Source organism: Hyunsoonleella jejuensis, from assembly GCF_900111025.1.
Lineage (GTDB): Bacteria > Bacteroidota > Bacteroidia > Flavobacteriales > Flavobacteriaceae > Jejuia > Jejuia jejuensis.
The window spans coordinates 192483-208600 of sequence record NZ_FOFN01000004.1 but is presented as its reverse complement, the minus strand read 5'-3'; the positions used below and the strand labels follow the sequence as shown (position 1 = coordinate 208600).

Below are 16118 nucleotides of genomic sequence, written 5' to 3'. Positions count from 1 at the left end.
TAATGATATGTCAAGATTAAGAAGAAAAGAAACACTTGCATCTATAATGGGATTTGGCTTTATCCATTTTGAATTTCATTTAATTGAAGATTATATGAATCATATGGAAACTCATTTCGAAAGAGAATTAAAAAATATTGAGGTTGAATATGATAATTTTCAAAATTCAAAAGAGGTAGATAAATCAGAATATTCAGAAGAATATTTAGACCACTTACAAGATTCCTTTATTGACAATATGTTTATGTTTAATGATGTTTACATTAAAAATTATAGAAATGCTCAAATCATACAGTTGTATTCTTTTTTTGAAGATGTTTTAAAACGTGGTTGTGATAGGTTCGCATCCTATAAACAAACAGACTATAGAGTAGATGATTTAAAGGGTAATAATGATATTGATAAAGTAAAAAAGTTTTTAAAGCAGTCTGCTAAAGTTGATTTTTCTATACTCAATCCTGAATGGAGTTTTATTGATAATTTTAGACAAGTGCGTAATTTAGTTGTACATCACAAGGGTATAATTAAAAATAACGATACTGTCAATAATAGCGATAGAAAGTTCAATAACTTAAAGAGTTTTAGCAAAGATCGGTTTACGTTAAAGGAATATGTGTCTTCACAAAATAGATTTGAAATAGTATTTGATAATCCACAGTTTTTTAAAGAGATAATAAACAACATCGAAAGTTTATTAGATAAAATAGGTAGTAAAGAAATGCCATTAAACCAAGTAAAATAGAGTATGTCAAACCCAATAAAACAACATTATATTCCACGTTCGTATTTAAAGAACTTTGGAATTGAAGGTAGAAAAAGAAATTATTTTGTTGATGTTTACAAGCTCGATGATGATATGTTATTAGAACAAATAAGTACAAAAGACATTTGTTTTGAGAAGAACATTTATACAATACCGGCAGAATCAGATGAGGTTAAATATGCTTTAGAAAAACATTACGCTGAAAATGTAGATAGTGAATTTCAAAAGGTCTATTCCCTGCTCATTGATGAAAAAGTTTTAACGGTAACTCAAGAACAAAAAATACAGATACTCTATGTTTGTCTCTCACTATATTTTAGAACACCAAGAATTTTAAATCTTCAACGGAGTATGAATAATGAAATTTTTGATAGAGCAGCTCATACAGCAGATGAAGAAGGAATAATAAAAATGAACTTATATGGTGAAAAAATGAAGTTTCACATTGATGATATTGAAGCTGTAAAAAAAGAACATAACGAACGTTCAAGAACGGTTTTTTTAGTAAATCATTTAGAACAATGGGGAAACTTTGTAAAATATAAGTATGACTGTACTATTAATGTAATTAAAATTAACGATGCTAATGCACCTCTTATAACTTGCGATAATCCTGTATCCATCAGGCATTTTGAAACAAATCGTTTTCAAGGGTTATATGACCCAAGAGCAGTAATAACTTTACCTTTAGACCGCTCACATTATTTAGAAATTCATCCCAATGACTATGCAGATGGCCAAACAAGAATTAATCGACTTACACAAGATAGAGACTATGTATTTACTACTAATGGAGTAACCCAACAGAATGCAGAAAAATTATTAATTGGATATAAAGGCGATATTGATAAACATTTCGACATTCAAAATCATTATGAAAAGCCAGAAAATGGTGAGGAATTTGTCAAAAAAGCTAAATACAGAGCGGAACAAGCTCTAATTCTGTTTGAGATTTTAAAGAAAAAAGGGTTTGTTTCCAAAGAATTTATAGGTAAGCTAAAAGAATTATTAGAGCACCCTTACTGTAAGGATGACATACAAATGCTTAAATATAAAAAAGTACTTTCTAAAATGGGTAAATGGTAATTTGGTTAATAATAGAATTTCATAAATTTTTTGCACAACCATTGCATTATTAAATTTTTATCTTTGTAATTGTGAAATTTGTAACAATCATATTATCATTAATCATACTATTGCTTTCAGCAAAGCCTTGTTCTGATGGTCAAAATATAGAAGACCAGCAGCATCAAGACGAAATAAGTACAAATCATAATCATCAAGAAGATAGCGACGATTCTTGTCCTGTAACTTGTATTTGTAATTGTTGTGGTATGACAATTACTTACGAACCAATCAAGACATTTGATTTAAAACTCAATGTTGAAATTTCAACGGAGTTAATTTCTACATATCAACCTATTTACGGGTTTAATTTCCTTTCCAATATTTGGCATCCGCCACAAGTAATAAGCTAAAACAAATCGATTTTAAATCAATTATTTAGTTAATTACAAATACAATTCAATGAATAAATACCTATTGAGCATAAAGCTCATATTAATACTTTGCCTATCGTTACAGGCACAAACATCAGACATACAAATAAAAGTCCTAACAGAAGCTGAAAACGAGCCTTTATTGGGTGCTACGGTTTACTTTGAAGCATTAGAAAAAGGAGCAGTAACCGATTTTGACGGAATTGCAACTTTTACAGAAATACCAGACGGACAGCATCAAATAATAATTTCCTTTTTAGGTTTTGAAACATTTGAGACAACAATTCAAATTCCAAGTAATACAGCGTTAGTCTTTAAATTAAAAGAAGGTGGCAATCAATTAGATGCTGTAGTACTGCAATCTACAAGAAGTACGAGAACCGTAAGAAAAATACCGACACGTATAGAGTTTATAGGTGCAGAAGAATTAGGAGAAAAAGCTATAATGAATCCTACTAATATTTCTATGGTGCTTCGAGAAAGTACAGGAATACAAATGCAACAAACATCATTAAGTAGTGGGAGCACCAATATTCGTATTCAAGGATTAGATGGTAGGTACACACAACTTTTAAGAGATGGGTTTCCATTATATGGTGGTTTCTCAAGTGGGTTAAGTATTTTACAAATACCACCTTTAGATTTACAACAATTTGAAATTATTAAAGGAAGTTCATCAACACTTTATGGTGGCGGTGCTATTGCAGGATTAGTAAATATGGTATCTAAAACACCATACGAAGAACCTGCATTAGATATAATGCTCACGCAGACACAAGCGTTAGGAAGTACAGCCAATGTATTTTATAGCAAACGAAATGAAAAATTCGGTGTATCACTTTATGGTTCTGGTCATTATCAAAAAGCATACGACCCAGAAGATGATGGCTTTAGCAACCTACCAAAAACAACATCAATTTCATTTAATCCAAAATTATTTTATTATCCATCAGATAAAACAACACTTTGGTTTGGATTAAATGGAACGTATGACGATAGAATTGGTGGAGATATGACCAAAATAGAAGATGGCGAAGATGGTATTCATCAATATACAGAAGAAAATAATTCAAAACGATTAAGCAGTCAATTGGTATATCAAACACAATTAGATTCTGTTAGTTCATTAGAGTTTAAAAATAGTGTGTCTTTTTTCGATAGGAATTTAACAGTTCCTGATTTTAATTTTGATGGCAAACAAACAAATACTTTTACTGAAATCACATATAATACAGCATCAGAAAAAACGGATTGGATAGTTGGAGCTAATCTATATACTTCAAATTTTGATGAAAATGATAACGCACCATTACAACGAGACCAAAAAGATGTAACCTTTGGAGCATTTGCAAATAATATCTACGACATATCGGATAATTGGATATTGGAAACTGGCTTAAGAGCAGATTATAATACTGATTTCGGTTTCTTTCCACTTCCAAGAATTTCATTACTCTATAAAAATAATAGTGGATTTTCAAGTAGAATTGGTGGAGGTTTAGGGTATAAGATTCCAGATATTTTTACAGAGGAAGCAGAGTATATTAACTTTGAAAATGTGCTTGCAATAGATAAATCTACAGTAGATGCAGAACGTTCTTATGGTGTTAATTTTGATTTGAATTATCAAACGCGTCTATCTGATGAGATTGGTTTTTCTATAAACCAATTATTCTATGTGACTGCAATAAATGATGGCTTACTCTTAAATTCAACTAATAACGGTTTATTTCAGTTTGAAAATGCACCAGATGAAATCTTTAGCAAAGGAGCAGAAACCAATATAAAATTTACTTACAAAGACTTTAGATGGTTTTTAAACTATGCGCTTATTGATACCAAACTAAATTATTTACCTGGTAATCCACAGAAGCCATTAACCGCAAAACACAACGCAGGTAGTGTATTAATGTACGAATCTGAAAAATGGCGAATTGGTTACGAAACCTTTTATACAGGCAAACAGTTTTTATCTAACGGAATAGAGACTACAGACTTTGTAACTATGGGTTTATTGGTTATGCGTAACTTTAAATTAGGAAGTGTATTTGTAAATTTTGAAAACTTTACAGATAGAAGACAAAGCAGATTTTCACCTTTGGTTTTACCGCCACACGACAATCCTGTTTTTCCAGAGATTTATGCACCTACAGATGGTTTTATATTTAGTGTAGGACTTATTATTAAACCATTTGGAAACGAAGACCACGATTAAATATGGAAACAATAGAACAAGTATTAGAGTCAAAAAATATTCGTGTTACAGCAATGCGTATGTTAATTTATAAGTTTCTTGCAGAAAAAGAGATAGCGGTAACATTAAGTGATATTGAAAATGCTTTTGAAAAAGCAGATAGAACTACCTTATACAGAACTATTAAAACCTTTGAAGAAAAGGATATTGTACATCAAATTGACGATGGCACAGGGATAACAAAATATGCGTTATGCGAAAAGGGATGTAATTGTGATATAAAAACCGATTTACACTTACATTTCCATTGTAACAATTGCAATGAAACGATTTGCCTAACAGAACATAAAATACCGCAAATTAAAGTACCTGATGGTTTTGTGTCAGAGAATGTAAATTTGGTGGTAAAAGGTATTTGCGATAAGTGTAGTGGCTAATAATTGCACTTCCATTGCACTTACTATTAAAGTACATTTATCCAAAATTAGTGGATATGAAGTTTAATACTAAAATACCTAAACATCTGAAACAGGCGTATAACGAAGAATTAAAACTATACAGTTTCTGTTTAGAAAATAAGCATTTTAGCAATGCTTGGTATCATTTAGAACGTAGTCATATAATAGGACAATCTTATCCTATAGAGCATACCTATTCACATTGGCTAATGCTAAAGTTTGGATTTAGACAAAAAGATACTAAAGAAGTATTCGGTCAAATTATTAGATTGCTTGTTGGTGGCTGGAAATCATTTATAAATCACGTTCCTCTTGGTAACACAGGTGGCGCAAACGTACCACCATTAAAACGTATGCCTATTCCAAATGACATTGAAAAATTATTATATATAGAATGAAAAATAAATTAGCGGTTACAAGTATCCTAACAGCAATCACAGCTTCATTGTGTTGCATCACACCTGTTTTGGCATTAATTGCAGGTACAAGTGGTGTAGCTTCAACTTTTTCTTGGATAGAACCATTTAGACCTTACTTAATAGGGCTAACTATATTAGTTCTTCTCTTTGCTTGGTATCAAAAATTAAAACCAGAAAAAGAAATCGACTGTGAATGTGAAACGGATAAAAAACCAAAATTTATTCAGTCAAAAACCTTTTTAGGAGTTGTAACAGTATTCGCAATAGTGATGTTGGCATTACCATACTACTCAAGTATGTTTTATCCAAATTCAGAGAAACAAATTGTTATCGTTGATAAATCAAATATCAAAACAACAGTGTATAAAATAAGTGGAATGACTTGTGCCAGTTGTGAAGCTCACGTAAACCACGAAGTAAATAAACTTAACGGAATTGTAAACTCAAAAACATCATACAAGAATGGTAACGCAATCATTGAGTATGACCAAACTAAAACTAATGAATTAGAAATTGAGAAAGCAATTAATTCTACGGGTTATAAAGTAACTGATAAAAATTAAAATTGATGCAAACTATATTAAAATCGGAAATCACTTGCCCAACCTGTGGTCATAAAAAGAAAGAAGATATGCCAACTAACGCTTGTCAATTCTTTTACGAGTGTGAGCATTGTAAAACGGTTTTGAAACCAATCGAAGGAGATTGTTGTGTGTATTGTTCTTATGGTACAGTTCCTTGTCCACCAATTCAACAAAACAAAAGTTGTTGCTAAAACAAAACTAAATGAAAAAAAAGAAAGTCAATTTAAGAGATTTAAAACCAAATTCAGAAGAGCAACATTCTCACGATGATGGTCACGACCACGGAGATGGAAGTGCATTCAAGACATACATTCCTGCTATTATAAGTTTTGTTATGTTAATGGTAGGTATCGCTGTAGATTATTTTGATGCGATTCCTCAATTTGAAGGATTGATTCGAGTAGTTTGGTACACTTTAGCATATATTCCAGTTGGGTTTCCTGTAATTAAAGAAGGATGGAAAAGCCTTATAAAAGGCGATGTTTTTACCGAGTTCTTTTTGATGTCTATTGCCACAATTGGTGCGTTTATTATTGGTGAATATCCTGAAGGTGTTGCAGTAATGCTATTTTATGCAGTAGGAGAATTATTTCAAAACGCAGCAGTTAATAGAGCAAAAGGAAACATTAAAGCCTTATTGGATGTTCGACCAAAAGAAGCTAATGTATTTCGTGATGGTGATTATATAAGTGTGTCGCCAGAAGCTGTAAATATTGGCGAGAAAATACAAATTCGAGTAGGTGAAAAAATTCCATTGGATGGTATTTTATTATCCGAAAAAGCATCGTTAAATACAGCAGCTTTAACAGGAGAAAGCAAACCAGATTCTATTCAGAAAGATGCAAAGGTTTACGCAGGTAGTATCAATTTACAAAGTGTTATTGAAGTTGAGGTAACCAACACCTTTGAAGATAGTTCTATTGCGAGAATATTAGACTTGGTTCAAAATGCTACAGCACGTAAATCTAAAACAGAATTATTTATTAGGCAGTTTGCTCGTATCTACACACCAATTGTTGTGTTTTTAGCTATTGGCGTAACTTTTATACCTTACTTTTTTGTAGATGATTATGTCTTTAGAGATTGGTTATACAGAGCATTGATTTTCCTGGTAATATCTTGTCCTTGTGCGTTAGTGATTTCAATTCCATTAGGATATTTCGGTGGATTGGGAGCAGCTTCAAAAAATGGAATATTATTTAAAGGTGCTTCATTTTTAGATGCTATGACCAAAATAAATACTTTGGTAATGGACAAAACTGGAACCGTTACCAAAGGTGTATTTAAAATTAAAGAAGTAAAAGCAATCGGTTGGAATGAAACCGAATTTATGCGATACTTAATGGCGATGGAAGAGCAATCCACGCATCCAATTGCAAAAGCAATTTTAGAGTATAAAGCAAAAGGAGAAGATTTTGAAGCTCAAGACGTTTCTGAAATTGCAGGTAAAGGTTTAAAAGGCATTGTAAATGGTAAAACAGTTTTAGTAGGAAATAAAGCCTTAATGACTGCGAATAATATAAATGTTCCAACGGAAACGGAATCTATTGTAGAATCGATAGTATTAGTTGCAATCGATAATCAATTTGCAGGTTATGTAGTCATAGCAGATGAATTAAAGGAAGATGCAAAAGAAACTATTACAGCATTACATAAAGTAGGTATCAAAAATATTATGATGCTTTCCGGTGATAAAGATTCGATTACCCAACAAGTTGCAAAAGAATTAAATATTGAAAATGCTAAAGGTGGCTTATTACCAGAAGATAAATTAAACGAAGTTGAAATTTTAAAGAAAAATCCTGAAAATAAAGTAGCTTTTATAGGTGATGGTATTAACGATGCACCTGTTTTAGCAGCAAGTAATGTTGGTATTGCAATGGGTGGTTTAGGTAGTGATGTTGCTATTGAAACAGCAGATGTTATCATTCAAACAGACCAACCTTCAAAAGTAGTGAGAGCCATTAAAATAAGTCATTCCACACGTAAAATTGTTTGGCAGAATATCATTTTAGCATTTGGTATTAAAGTTATTGTCTTGATTTTAGGAGCAGGTGGTTTAGCCACAATGTGGGAAGCAGTTTTTGCAGATGTAGGAGTAGCATTATTAGCAATTTTAAATGCAGTTAGATTGCAGAAAATGAAATGGGATTAAGCAGATTAATCAATTAAACTTCTGTTAAACAAAATCAATAGTTGTTAAAATTTCGTAACTTCGCAATCAATATGAAGCAGATTTTCCATAAAATAATGTCTTTAGCAATGACTTTTGTAGTGTTATTCTCTACGATGTCATTTTCTGTTAATATGCATTATTGTGGAGAAACTTTAATGGATTCAGCTATTTTTAAGAAAGCAGAAACTTGCGGAATGGAAATGGAGAATCCTTTAACTGATAGCTGTTCTATTTCAAAAAAGAACTGTTGTAGTGATGAAATATTTGTTGTAGATGGTCAAGATGAGTTACAACTACAAGTTGAAAAAATTTCTTTTGAGCAACAAGTATTTATTGCTTCATTTGTATATACTTACATCAACCTTTTTGAAGGGTTAGATAAAAATGTTTCTTCTTTTGAGGAATACAAACCACCATTAGTCGTCAAGCAAATCTTCAAGATTGACGAAACGTATTTAATTTGATTTTTAAACATTAGACTATTTATATCCTATGGCATTATGTCGTAAGGATAATTTACTGTATTCGGTGTTTTTACAACACTATTGTCTAATTGTTTAAAATCAATCATATGCTAAATAAAAGCATCAAATTTTTAATAGAAAACAAACTCGTTGCAGTTTTACTACTTGTCCTTTTTATTGGATGGGGAACTGTTAATGCACCTTTTAATTGGGATACAGGATTTTTGCCAAGTAACCCTGTAGCAGTAGATGCTATTCCCGATATAGGTGAAAATCAACAAATCGTATTTACCAAGTGGGATGGTCGTTCCCCACAAGATATAGAAGACCAAATAACCTATCCATTAACCACATCATTATTGGGTATTCCTGGAGTGAAAACCATTCGTAGTTCCTCTATGTTTGGGTTTTCAAGCATCTATATCATTTTTGAAGAGGATATAGAATTTTACTGGAGCAGAAGTCGTATTCTCGAAAAACTTAATTCCTTACCAAGTGGTTTATTACCCGAAGGTGTTAATCCAGCGTTAGGTCCAGATGCCACAGGATTAGGACAAATATTTTGGTACACACTTGAAGGTCGTGATGAGAACGGTAATGTAACAGGTGGTTGGGATTTGCAAGAGTTACGCAGTATTCAGGATTACTATGTGAAGTATGCGTTATCATCTGCAAGTGGTGTTTCCGAGGTTGCTTCTATTGGTGGCTATGTTCAAGAATATCAAGTGGACGTGAATCCAGAACTAATGCGTCAGTATAATATTGGATTACATCACGTTGTAAAAGCAGTTAAGGAAAGCAATAAAGACATTGGCGCACAGACATTGGAAATTAATCAAGCCGAATATTTAGTTCGTGGTTTGGGGTATGTGAAATCCATTTCAGACATCGAAAATGCAGTAGTCACTTCCGAAGATTATACTTCTATTAAGATAAAGGATATTGGTAAAGTTTCATTAGGTCCTGCAACAAGACGTGGCTTATTAGATAAGGAAGGAGCAGAAGTTGTTGGTGCTGTTGTTGTGGCTCGTTATGGTGCAAACCCAATGGAAGTCATCAATAATGTAAAAGAGAAAATTAACGAGTTAAGCGCAGGATTACCTTCAAAAGTTTTGGCAGATGGAAGAACATCGCAAGTAACCATAGTGCCTTTTTATGACAGAACAGAACTGATACAAGAAACTTTAGGTACACTCAATGAAGCCTTAACTCTTGAAATATTGATTACCATTTTGGTTATAATCATTATGGTGTTTAATCTTCGAGCTTCTGTCTTGATTTCAGGATTATTACCAGTTGCAGTCTTAATGGTATTTATTGCGATGAAACTCTTTGGCGTCGATGCTAATATTGTCGCTTTATCAGGTATTGCAATTGCTATCGGAACAATGGTCGATGTTGGTGTTATACTATCAGAAAATATCATTCGGCATTTAGATGAAGATGATGGAACACAATCCATTAATACAGTAGTTTACAACGCAACAGCCGAAGTTTCTGGTGCAATCGTAACCGCAGTAATGACTACAATTATAAGTTTCATTCCTGTATTTACAATGATTGGCGCTGAAGGTAAATTGTTCAGACCATTAGCATTCACAAAAACCTTTGCATTAACAGCTTCAATAATTGTAGCATTGTTTTTAATTCCACCTTTTGCAGCGTTTTTATTCAGAAAGAAAAGCATAAAAACGCATTTTAAATATGCTTTAAATGGCGTTTTAATAGTATTAGGGATAATAGCAATAATCTATGGTTATTGGTTAGGATTAATATTGATAGCTTTTGGTATCACAGCATTGTTAAGTACTCAAAATAAAATAACAGAAAAACAATCCAACTTAATTAATATCATAATATGTACAACTGCAATAGTATTTCTGTTAGCGGAATATTGGAGACCTTTAGGAGTTGATAAAAGTATCTTCTGGAACCTCATCTTTGTTGGTGTCATTTGCTTTGGCTTATTGGGTGTTTTCTCATTGTTTATCAGGTATTATACTCGAATTTTAAGATGGTGTTTAGATAATAAATTACTATTTCTTTCAATTCCAACTGCAATTGTCATTGCTGGTTTTTTCATTATGAAAAACACAGGTAAAGAATTTATGCCATCATTAAATGAAGGTTCGTTTTTATTGATGCCTACTTCGATGCCACATTCTGGTGTAGAAGAAAATAAGCGTGTTTTACAGCAGTTAGATATGGCAGTTGCAAGTATTCCTGAAATTGAAACAGTAGTCGGAAAAGCAGGTCGTACAGAATCTGCTTTAGACCCAGCACCACTATCAATGTATGAAAATGTTATTCAGTATAAGTCAGAATATATGCTGAATGAAAATCGAGAACGTCAACGTTACAAAGTCAATGATGATGGTTTGTTTGAATTAAAAGATGGTCGTTTTATAACGAACCCAAATAATACTAAAAACACACCTTTCAATACTGTTTCAAGGTCTCAATTAATAAAAGATAATAATGGTGAGTTCTATCGAAATTGGAGACCTGAAATACAATCACCAGATGATATTTGGAATGAAATTGTTAAAGTTACCAAACTACCAGGCGTTACATCTGCACCAAAATTGCAACCTATTGAAACCCGATTAGTAATGCTACAAACTGGTATGCGTGCACCTATGGGAATAAAAGTTAAAGGTCAAGACTTAAAACAAATAGAAGCATTTGGTGTTCAGTTAGAAGATATACTTAAACAAGCTGAAGGTGTTAAAGATGAAGCTGTTTTTGCAGACCGTATAGTAGGTAAACCATATTTGTTAATAGACATTGATAGAGAGAAAATTGCTCGTTATGGTGTAACCATTGAGGAAGTTCAAAATGTTTTAAAAGTGGCTGTTGGTGGTATGGTATTAACACAAACAGTAGAAGGTCGTGAGCGTTATGGTGTTAGAGTTCGTTACCCAAGAGAATTAAGAGCAAATCCAACCGATTTAAAACAAATCTATGTGCCTGTTGAAAAAGGAAGCCCTGTTCCGTTAAGTGAATTGGCGACTATAAAATATGAACAAGGTCCACAAGTAATTAAAAGTGAAGATACTTTTTTAGTTGGCTATGTGTTATTTGATAAAATGGATGGTTTTGCAGAAGTAAATGTGGTTGAAAATGCACAAACCTTAATTCAAGAAAAGATAGATAATGGCGAATTGGTTGTACCAAAAGGCATTAACTATCAATTTACAGGAACGTATGAGAACCAATTACGAGCAGAAAAAACTTTATCGGTTGTTGTACCATTAGCTTTGGCAATTATCTTTTTGATACTGTACTTCCAATTCCGTTCTGTTGGAACATCCTTAATGGTATTTACAGGTATTGCAGTAGCATTTGCTGGTGGTTTCTTAATGATTTGGCTCTATGGTCAAGATTGGTTTTTAAACTTTAATTTCTTTGGAGAGAATCTACGTGAATTATTTCAAATACATCCAATTAATTTAAGTGTAGCAGTTTGGGTTGGTTTCATTGCTCTTTTTGGTATTGCAACAGACGATGGAGTTGTAATGGCAACTTATTTAACACAAACATTTGATAGAAATACACCAGAAAATAAAAAAGAAATCAGAGCATCAGTAGTAGAAGCAGGAGAAAAACGTATTAGACCTTGTTTAATGACAACTGCTACTACCATATTGGCATTATTACCAGTATTAACATCTACAGGAAGAGGTAGTGATATTATGATACCTATGGCAATACCAAGTTTTGGTGGAATGTTAATCGCTTTAATAACACTATTTGTAGTCCCTGTTTTATATAGTTGGAAAGCAGAAGTTAAACTTAAAAGAACAGTATAATGAAACATATAAAATCACACATAAAGTCAGTCATTTTTCTTTGTTTTTTAATCTTTGTTCTCAAAGGAAATGCGCAACAATTAGATGTGCTCATTAATGAAGCATTAGATAACAACCCTGAAATTCAAAAATTTGAATTGCAATACAAAAGGGTTTCAGAAAAAGTAAATGAAGTAAATACGGTTCCTAATACAGAATTTGGAGTTGGTTATTTTGTAAGTGAACCAGAAACTCGAACAGGTGCTCAACGCTTTAAGGTGTCTGCAAAACAAATGTTACCGTGGTTTGGTAATATTTCGGCAAGAGAAAATTACGTTAGTTCGTTAGCAGATGTTAAGTATGAAGATATTGTAATTGCGAAGCGAAAACTAATGTCTTCAGTTTCACAATCTTATTATAGACTATATGCTAATAAAGCAAAACAAAAGGTATTAACAGAGAATATCAATCTGTTAGAAACTTATGAAACAATGGCTTTGACTTCTGTTGAGGTTGGTAAAGCATCAGCGGTTGATGTATTGCGTTTACAAATGCGTCAAAACGAAATGCAACAATTAAAAGACGTATTGCAACAACAATTTTTAGCAGAACAAACTAACTTCAATAATCTATTGAATAGAGGTAATGATGTTACCGTGAATGTGATAGATAGTTTACTGATACCTTCAGAAGACTTTGATATTACTTCTGAAAATTTAGCATTACATCCTGAATTATTGAAATATGATAAACTATACCAGTCCATAGAGCAATCAGAATTATTGAATCAAAAAGAAAGCAGTCCGATGATTGGTTTCGGATTAGATTATATCAATGTTGCTGAAAGACCAAATATGGATTTTAGCGATAACGGAAAGGATATTGTAATGCCAATGGTTTCCGTATCTATCCCAATTTTCAATAAGAAATATAAATCCCAAACCAAACAAAATGAGTTGCAACAGCTGGAAATTACTGCTCAAAAACAGGAACGATTAAACACTTTGGAAACACTTTTAAGCAAGGCGATTAATGAGCGTATTTCTGCAAGAATAAGTTATACTACTCAAACTAAAAACCTAAAACAAGCCAAAGATGCAGAAGATATTTTAATCAAAAGCTATGAAACAGGAACGATTGATTTTAATGATGTTTTGGATATTCAAGAGTTGCAGCTAAAGTTTCAAATGAACCAAATAGAGTCTATTAAAACCTATTACGTTCAAAGTTCAATCATTAATTATTTAATTCAGTAAACAATGAAACATACATATTACATACAAGGTATGACCTGTAACGGTTGTAGAGGTCACGTAGAAAAAACACTTTCTAAAGTGAAAGACGTTTCCAATGTTGCTGTTAATTTGGAAAATGCAGAAGCTATTATTGAAATGGAATCCCATATTCCCATTGAAACATTTCAGGAAGCTTTAAAAAAGGATGATGGCAGATATAGCATTCATAAACAAGGTGAACACCATCAGCATTCAGAAGCTAAAAAGGAAAAGCAACCTAAAGGTACAGGCACATTTTATTGTCCTATGCATTGCGAAGGCGATAAAATCTATAACAAACCAGGTGATTGTCCTGTTTGCGGAATGGATTTGGTGGAAGAACAAAATCTATCAGCAACTTCAAAGGAACAATGGACGTGTCCGATGCATCCAGAAATTGTAAAAGAAGAAGCAGGTTCGTGTCCTATTTGTGGGATGGATTTAGTGCCAATGGAAGCAGATAGTTCAGCAGAAGAAAAAACGTATAAAAAGCTATTAAAGAAATTTTGGATTGCCACAGCATTTACCTTGCCCATTTTCTTAATGGCTATGAGCGAAATGCTCAATAACAATCCGTTGTACGATATAATGGAACAGAAATATTGGAACTGGATTCAGTTTGCATTATCAATTCCAGTAGTGTTTTATGCCACTTGGATGTTCTTTGAACGTGCCTATAAAAGCATTAAGACTTGGAATCTCAATATGTTTACACTTATTGGGATTGGTGCAGGTGTGGCGTGGTCGTTTAGTGTTTTTGGTATGTTCTTTCCAGACGTATTTCCAAGTCAATTTAAAACAGAATCAGGTGCAGTTCACGTCTATTTTGAAGCAGCAACTGTGATTTTAACGTTAGTGCTTTTAGGTCAATTGTTAGAAGCTCGTGCACATAGTAAAACCAATTCGGCAGTAAAAGAACTGTTGAAATTAGCACCTAATAAAGCCATAAAAATAGTAGATGGTGAAGAAGTTGAAGTCAGTATTGACGAGATAGAACTTAATGATATTCTAAAAGTGAAACCAGGAGATAAAATTCCTGTGGATGGTGTGATAACTGAAGGCGAAACAACTATTGATGAATCTATGATTACAGGCGAACCTATTCCTGTAAACAAATCTCAAGAAGATAAAGTAAGTAGCGGAACCATTAATGGGAATCAATCCTTTTTAATGAAAGCAGAAAAGGTAGGAAGTGACACTTTATTATCACAAATCATTCATATGGTTAATGATGCCAGTAGAAGTCGTGCACCTATTCAAAATTTAGCAGATAAAGTTTCAGGCTATTTTGTGCCAGTTGTAGTTCTTATTTCTATTATCACATTTATTGTATGGTCTATTTGGGGACCAGAACCAGTTTATGTGTATGCGTTTGTCAATGCAATTGCAGTACTAATCATTGCTTGTCCTTGTGCTTTAGGTTTAGCAACACCAATGTCTGTAATGGTTGGTGTGGGTAAAGGTGCTCAAAATGGTGTATTGATTAAAAATGCTGAAGCTCTTGAAAAAATGGATAAGGTAAATACGCTTATCGTTGACAAGACAGGAACAATTACCGAAGGAAAACCAACAGTTGAAACCGTTGGAGCTTTTAATGATGCTTTAAGCGAAAAAGAAGTGTTACAATACATCGTGTCATTAAATACAAATAGCGAACATCCTTTGGCAGAAGCGACAGTTAAATATGGCAAAGAACACAACGCAGAAATTTTAAAGTCCGAAGATTTTAGTGCTGTTACAGGAAAAGGTGTTGAAGCTAAAATTGATGGAAAAAATGTAGCATTAGGTAATCCTAAAATGATGGAATATGCTAAAGCGGATATTACTTCTAAAATGAAAGACGAAGCTAAATCTTACCAAGAACAGGGTAAAACAGTTTCTTATTTGTCAATAGATGAAACCGTAGTTGGATATGTAGTTATAGGCGATAAAATAAAAGAAACAAGTGCTAAAGCCATTAAAGCACTTCAAGATAAAGGGATAGATGTAATAATGCTAACAGGTGATAATCACAATACAGCACAAGCAGTAGCATCAGAACTAAATCTTGCAGATTTTAAAGCCAGTATGCTACCAGAAGACAAACTCAAAGAAGTAGAGAAACTACAAAAAAATGGAAAAGTAGTTGCTATGGCAGGTGATGGCATTAATGATGCACCAGCATTGGCAAAAAGTGATGTAGGTATTGCAATGGGTACGGGAACAGATGTAGCGATAGAAAGTGCTATGATAACACTCGTAAAAGGCGATTTACACGGTATTGTAAAAGCAAAAAATTTAAGTAATGCTGTAATGAAGAACATTAAGCAAAACCTATTTTTTGCACTTATCTACAACACTTTAGGTGTGCCTATTGCAGCAGGTGTGTTGTTTCCATTCTTCGGAATACTACTCTCGCCAATGATAGCAGCTTTAGCAATGAGTTTTAGTTCGGTTTCGGTAATAGGTAACGCACTACGATTAAGAACAATTAAAGTATAACTATAAAATCAAATA

13 protein-coding genes are annotated in these 16118 nt (G+C 32.8%); all 13 read left to right on the top strand.

Annotated elements, in window-relative coordinates; all coding sequences use genetic code 11:
- Positions 1-7 precede the first annotated feature (7 nt).
- The 13 genes from BMY39_RS13700 (at position 8) to BMY39_RS13640 (ending at position 16103) form a co-directional block, all read left to right on the top strand.
- Positions 8-742, top strand: coding sequence for a hypothetical protein (locus BMY39_RS13700; protein ID WP_092580644.1), 735 nt, complete (start codon positions 8-10; stop codon positions 740-742).
- Between the two features lie 3 nt (positions 743-745).
- Positions 746-1849 carry a DUF4238 domain-containing protein gene (locus tag BMY39_RS13695; protein ID WP_092580642.1) on the top strand — a complete coding sequence of 368 codons (1104 nt, stop codon included), beginning with the start codon at positions 746-748 and terminating at the stop codon, positions 1847-1849.
- A gap of 71 nt (positions 1850-1920) precedes the next feature.
- Positions 1921-2241, top strand: coding sequence for a DUF6660 family protein (locus BMY39_RS13690; protein ID WP_092580640.1), 321 nt, complete (start codon positions 1921-1923; stop codon positions 2239-2241).
- Between the two features lie 49 nt (positions 2242-2290).
- The gene (locus BMY39_RS13685) at positions 2291-4477 is read left to right on the top strand and encodes a TonB-dependent receptor (protein WP_092580638.1); all 2187 of its coding nucleotides are present in this window, start codon (positions 2291-2293) and stop codon (positions 4475-4477) included.
- A gap of 2 nt (positions 4478-4479) precedes the next feature.
- Positions 4480-4893, top strand: coding sequence for a Fur family transcriptional regulator (locus BMY39_RS13680; protein WP_079738441.1), 414 nt, complete (start codon positions 4480-4482; stop codon positions 4891-4893).
- Positions 4894-4949: 56 nt separating this feature from the next.
- Positions 4950-5312, top strand: coding sequence for a DUF3703 domain-containing protein (locus tag BMY39_RS13675; RefSeq protein ID WP_062619731.1), 363 nt, complete (start codon positions 4950-4952; stop codon positions 5310-5312).
- A complete protein-coding gene (gene merTP, locus BMY39_RS13670) occupies positions 5309-5896 on the top strand; it encodes a mercuric transport protein MerTP (protein ID WP_054851360.1) in 588 nt (195 codons plus the stop codon). Before BMY39_RS13675 ends, merTP begins: the two co-directional genes overlap by 4 nt.
- Before the next feature lie 5 nt (positions 5897-5901).
- Positions 5902-6108, top strand: a complete 207-nt coding sequence (locus BMY39_RS13665; protein WP_076692386.1) for a GDCCVxC domain-containing (seleno)protein — start codon at positions 5902-5904, stop codon at positions 6106-6108.
- 11 nt (positions 6109-6119) lie between these two features.
- The gene (locus BMY39_RS13660; RefSeq protein ID WP_092580636.1) at positions 6120-8072 is read left to right on the top strand and encodes a heavy metal translocating P-type ATPase; all 1953 of its coding nucleotides are present in this window, start codon (positions 6120-6122) and stop codon (positions 8070-8072) included.
- A 71-nt stretch (positions 8073-8143) separates the two neighbouring features.
- Positions 8144-8557 (top strand): HYC_CC_PP family protein, encoded by a 414-nt coding sequence (locus BMY39_RS13655; RefSeq protein WP_092580634.1) that lies wholly within the window; start codon positions 8144-8146, stop codon positions 8555-8557.
- A gap of 107 nt (positions 8558-8664) precedes the next feature.
- Positions 8665-12369, top strand: a complete 3705-nt coding sequence (locus BMY39_RS13650; protein ID WP_092580632.1) for an efflux RND transporter permease subunit — start codon at positions 8665-8667, stop codon at positions 12367-12369.
- The gene (locus BMY39_RS13645; protein ID WP_092580630.1) at positions 12369-13604 is read left to right on the top strand and encodes a TolC family protein; all 1236 of its coding nucleotides are present in this window, start codon (positions 12369-12371) and stop codon (positions 13602-13604) included. The genes BMY39_RS13650 and BMY39_RS13645 overlap by 1 nt, the downstream gene beginning before the upstream one ends.
- Before the next feature lie 3 nt (positions 13605-13607).
- On the top strand, positions 13608-16103 hold the full coding sequence (locus BMY39_RS13640; protein WP_092580628.1) for a heavy metal translocating P-type ATPase: 2496 nt from the start codon (positions 13608-13610) through the stop codon (positions 16101-16103).
- The last annotated feature ends 15 nt before the right edge of the window (positions 16104-16118 follow it).

What these genes read in the sequence shown, in the direction of transcription:
- BMY39_RS13700 (WP_092580644.1), top strand. Translation starts at nt 8, where the DNA reads ATGTCAAGATTAAGAAGAAAAGAAACACTTGCATCTATAATGGGATTT.
- BMY39_RS13695 (WP_092580642.1), top strand. Translation starts at nt 746, where the DNA reads ATGTCAAACCCAATAAAACAACATTATATTCCACGTTCGTATTTAAAG.
- BMY39_RS13685 (WP_092580638.1), top strand. Translation starts at nt 2,291, where the DNA reads ATGAATAAATACCTATTGAGCATAAAGCTCATATTAATACTTTGCCTA.
- BMY39_RS13680 (WP_079738441.1), top strand. Translation starts at nt 4,480, where the DNA reads ATGGAAACAATAGAACAAGTATTAGAGTCAAAAAATATTCGTGTTACA.
- BMY39_RS13675 (WP_062619731.1), top strand. Translation starts at nt 4,950, where the DNA reads ATGAAGTTTAATACTAAAATACCTAAACATCTGAAACAGGCGTATAAC.
- merTP (WP_054851360.1), top strand. Translation starts at nt 5,309, where the DNA reads ATGAAAAATAAATTAGCGGTTACAAGTATCCTAACAGCAATCACAGCT.
- BMY39_RS13665 (WP_076692386.1), top strand. Translation starts at nt 5,902, where the DNA reads ATGCAAACTATATTAAAATCGGAAATCACTTGCCCAACCTGTGGTCAT.
- BMY39_RS13660 (WP_092580636.1), top strand. Translation starts at nt 6,120, where the DNA reads ATGAAAAAAAAGAAAGTCAATTTAAGAGATTTAAAACCAAATTCAGAA.
- BMY39_RS13655 (WP_092580634.1), top strand. Translation starts at nt 8,144, where the DNA reads ATGAAGCAGATTTTCCATAAAATAATGTCTTTAGCAATGACTTTTGTA.
- BMY39_RS13650 (WP_092580632.1), top strand. Translation starts at nt 8,665, where the DNA reads ATGCTAAATAAAAGCATCAAATTTTTAATAGAAAACAAACTCGTTGCA.
- BMY39_RS13645 (WP_092580630.1), top strand. Translation starts at nt 12,369, where the DNA reads ATGAAACATATAAAATCACACATAAAGTCAGTCATTTTTCTTTGTTTT.
- BMY39_RS13640 (WP_092580628.1), top strand. Translation starts at nt 13,608, where the DNA reads ATGAAACATACATATTACATACAAGGTATGACCTGTAACGGTTGTAGA.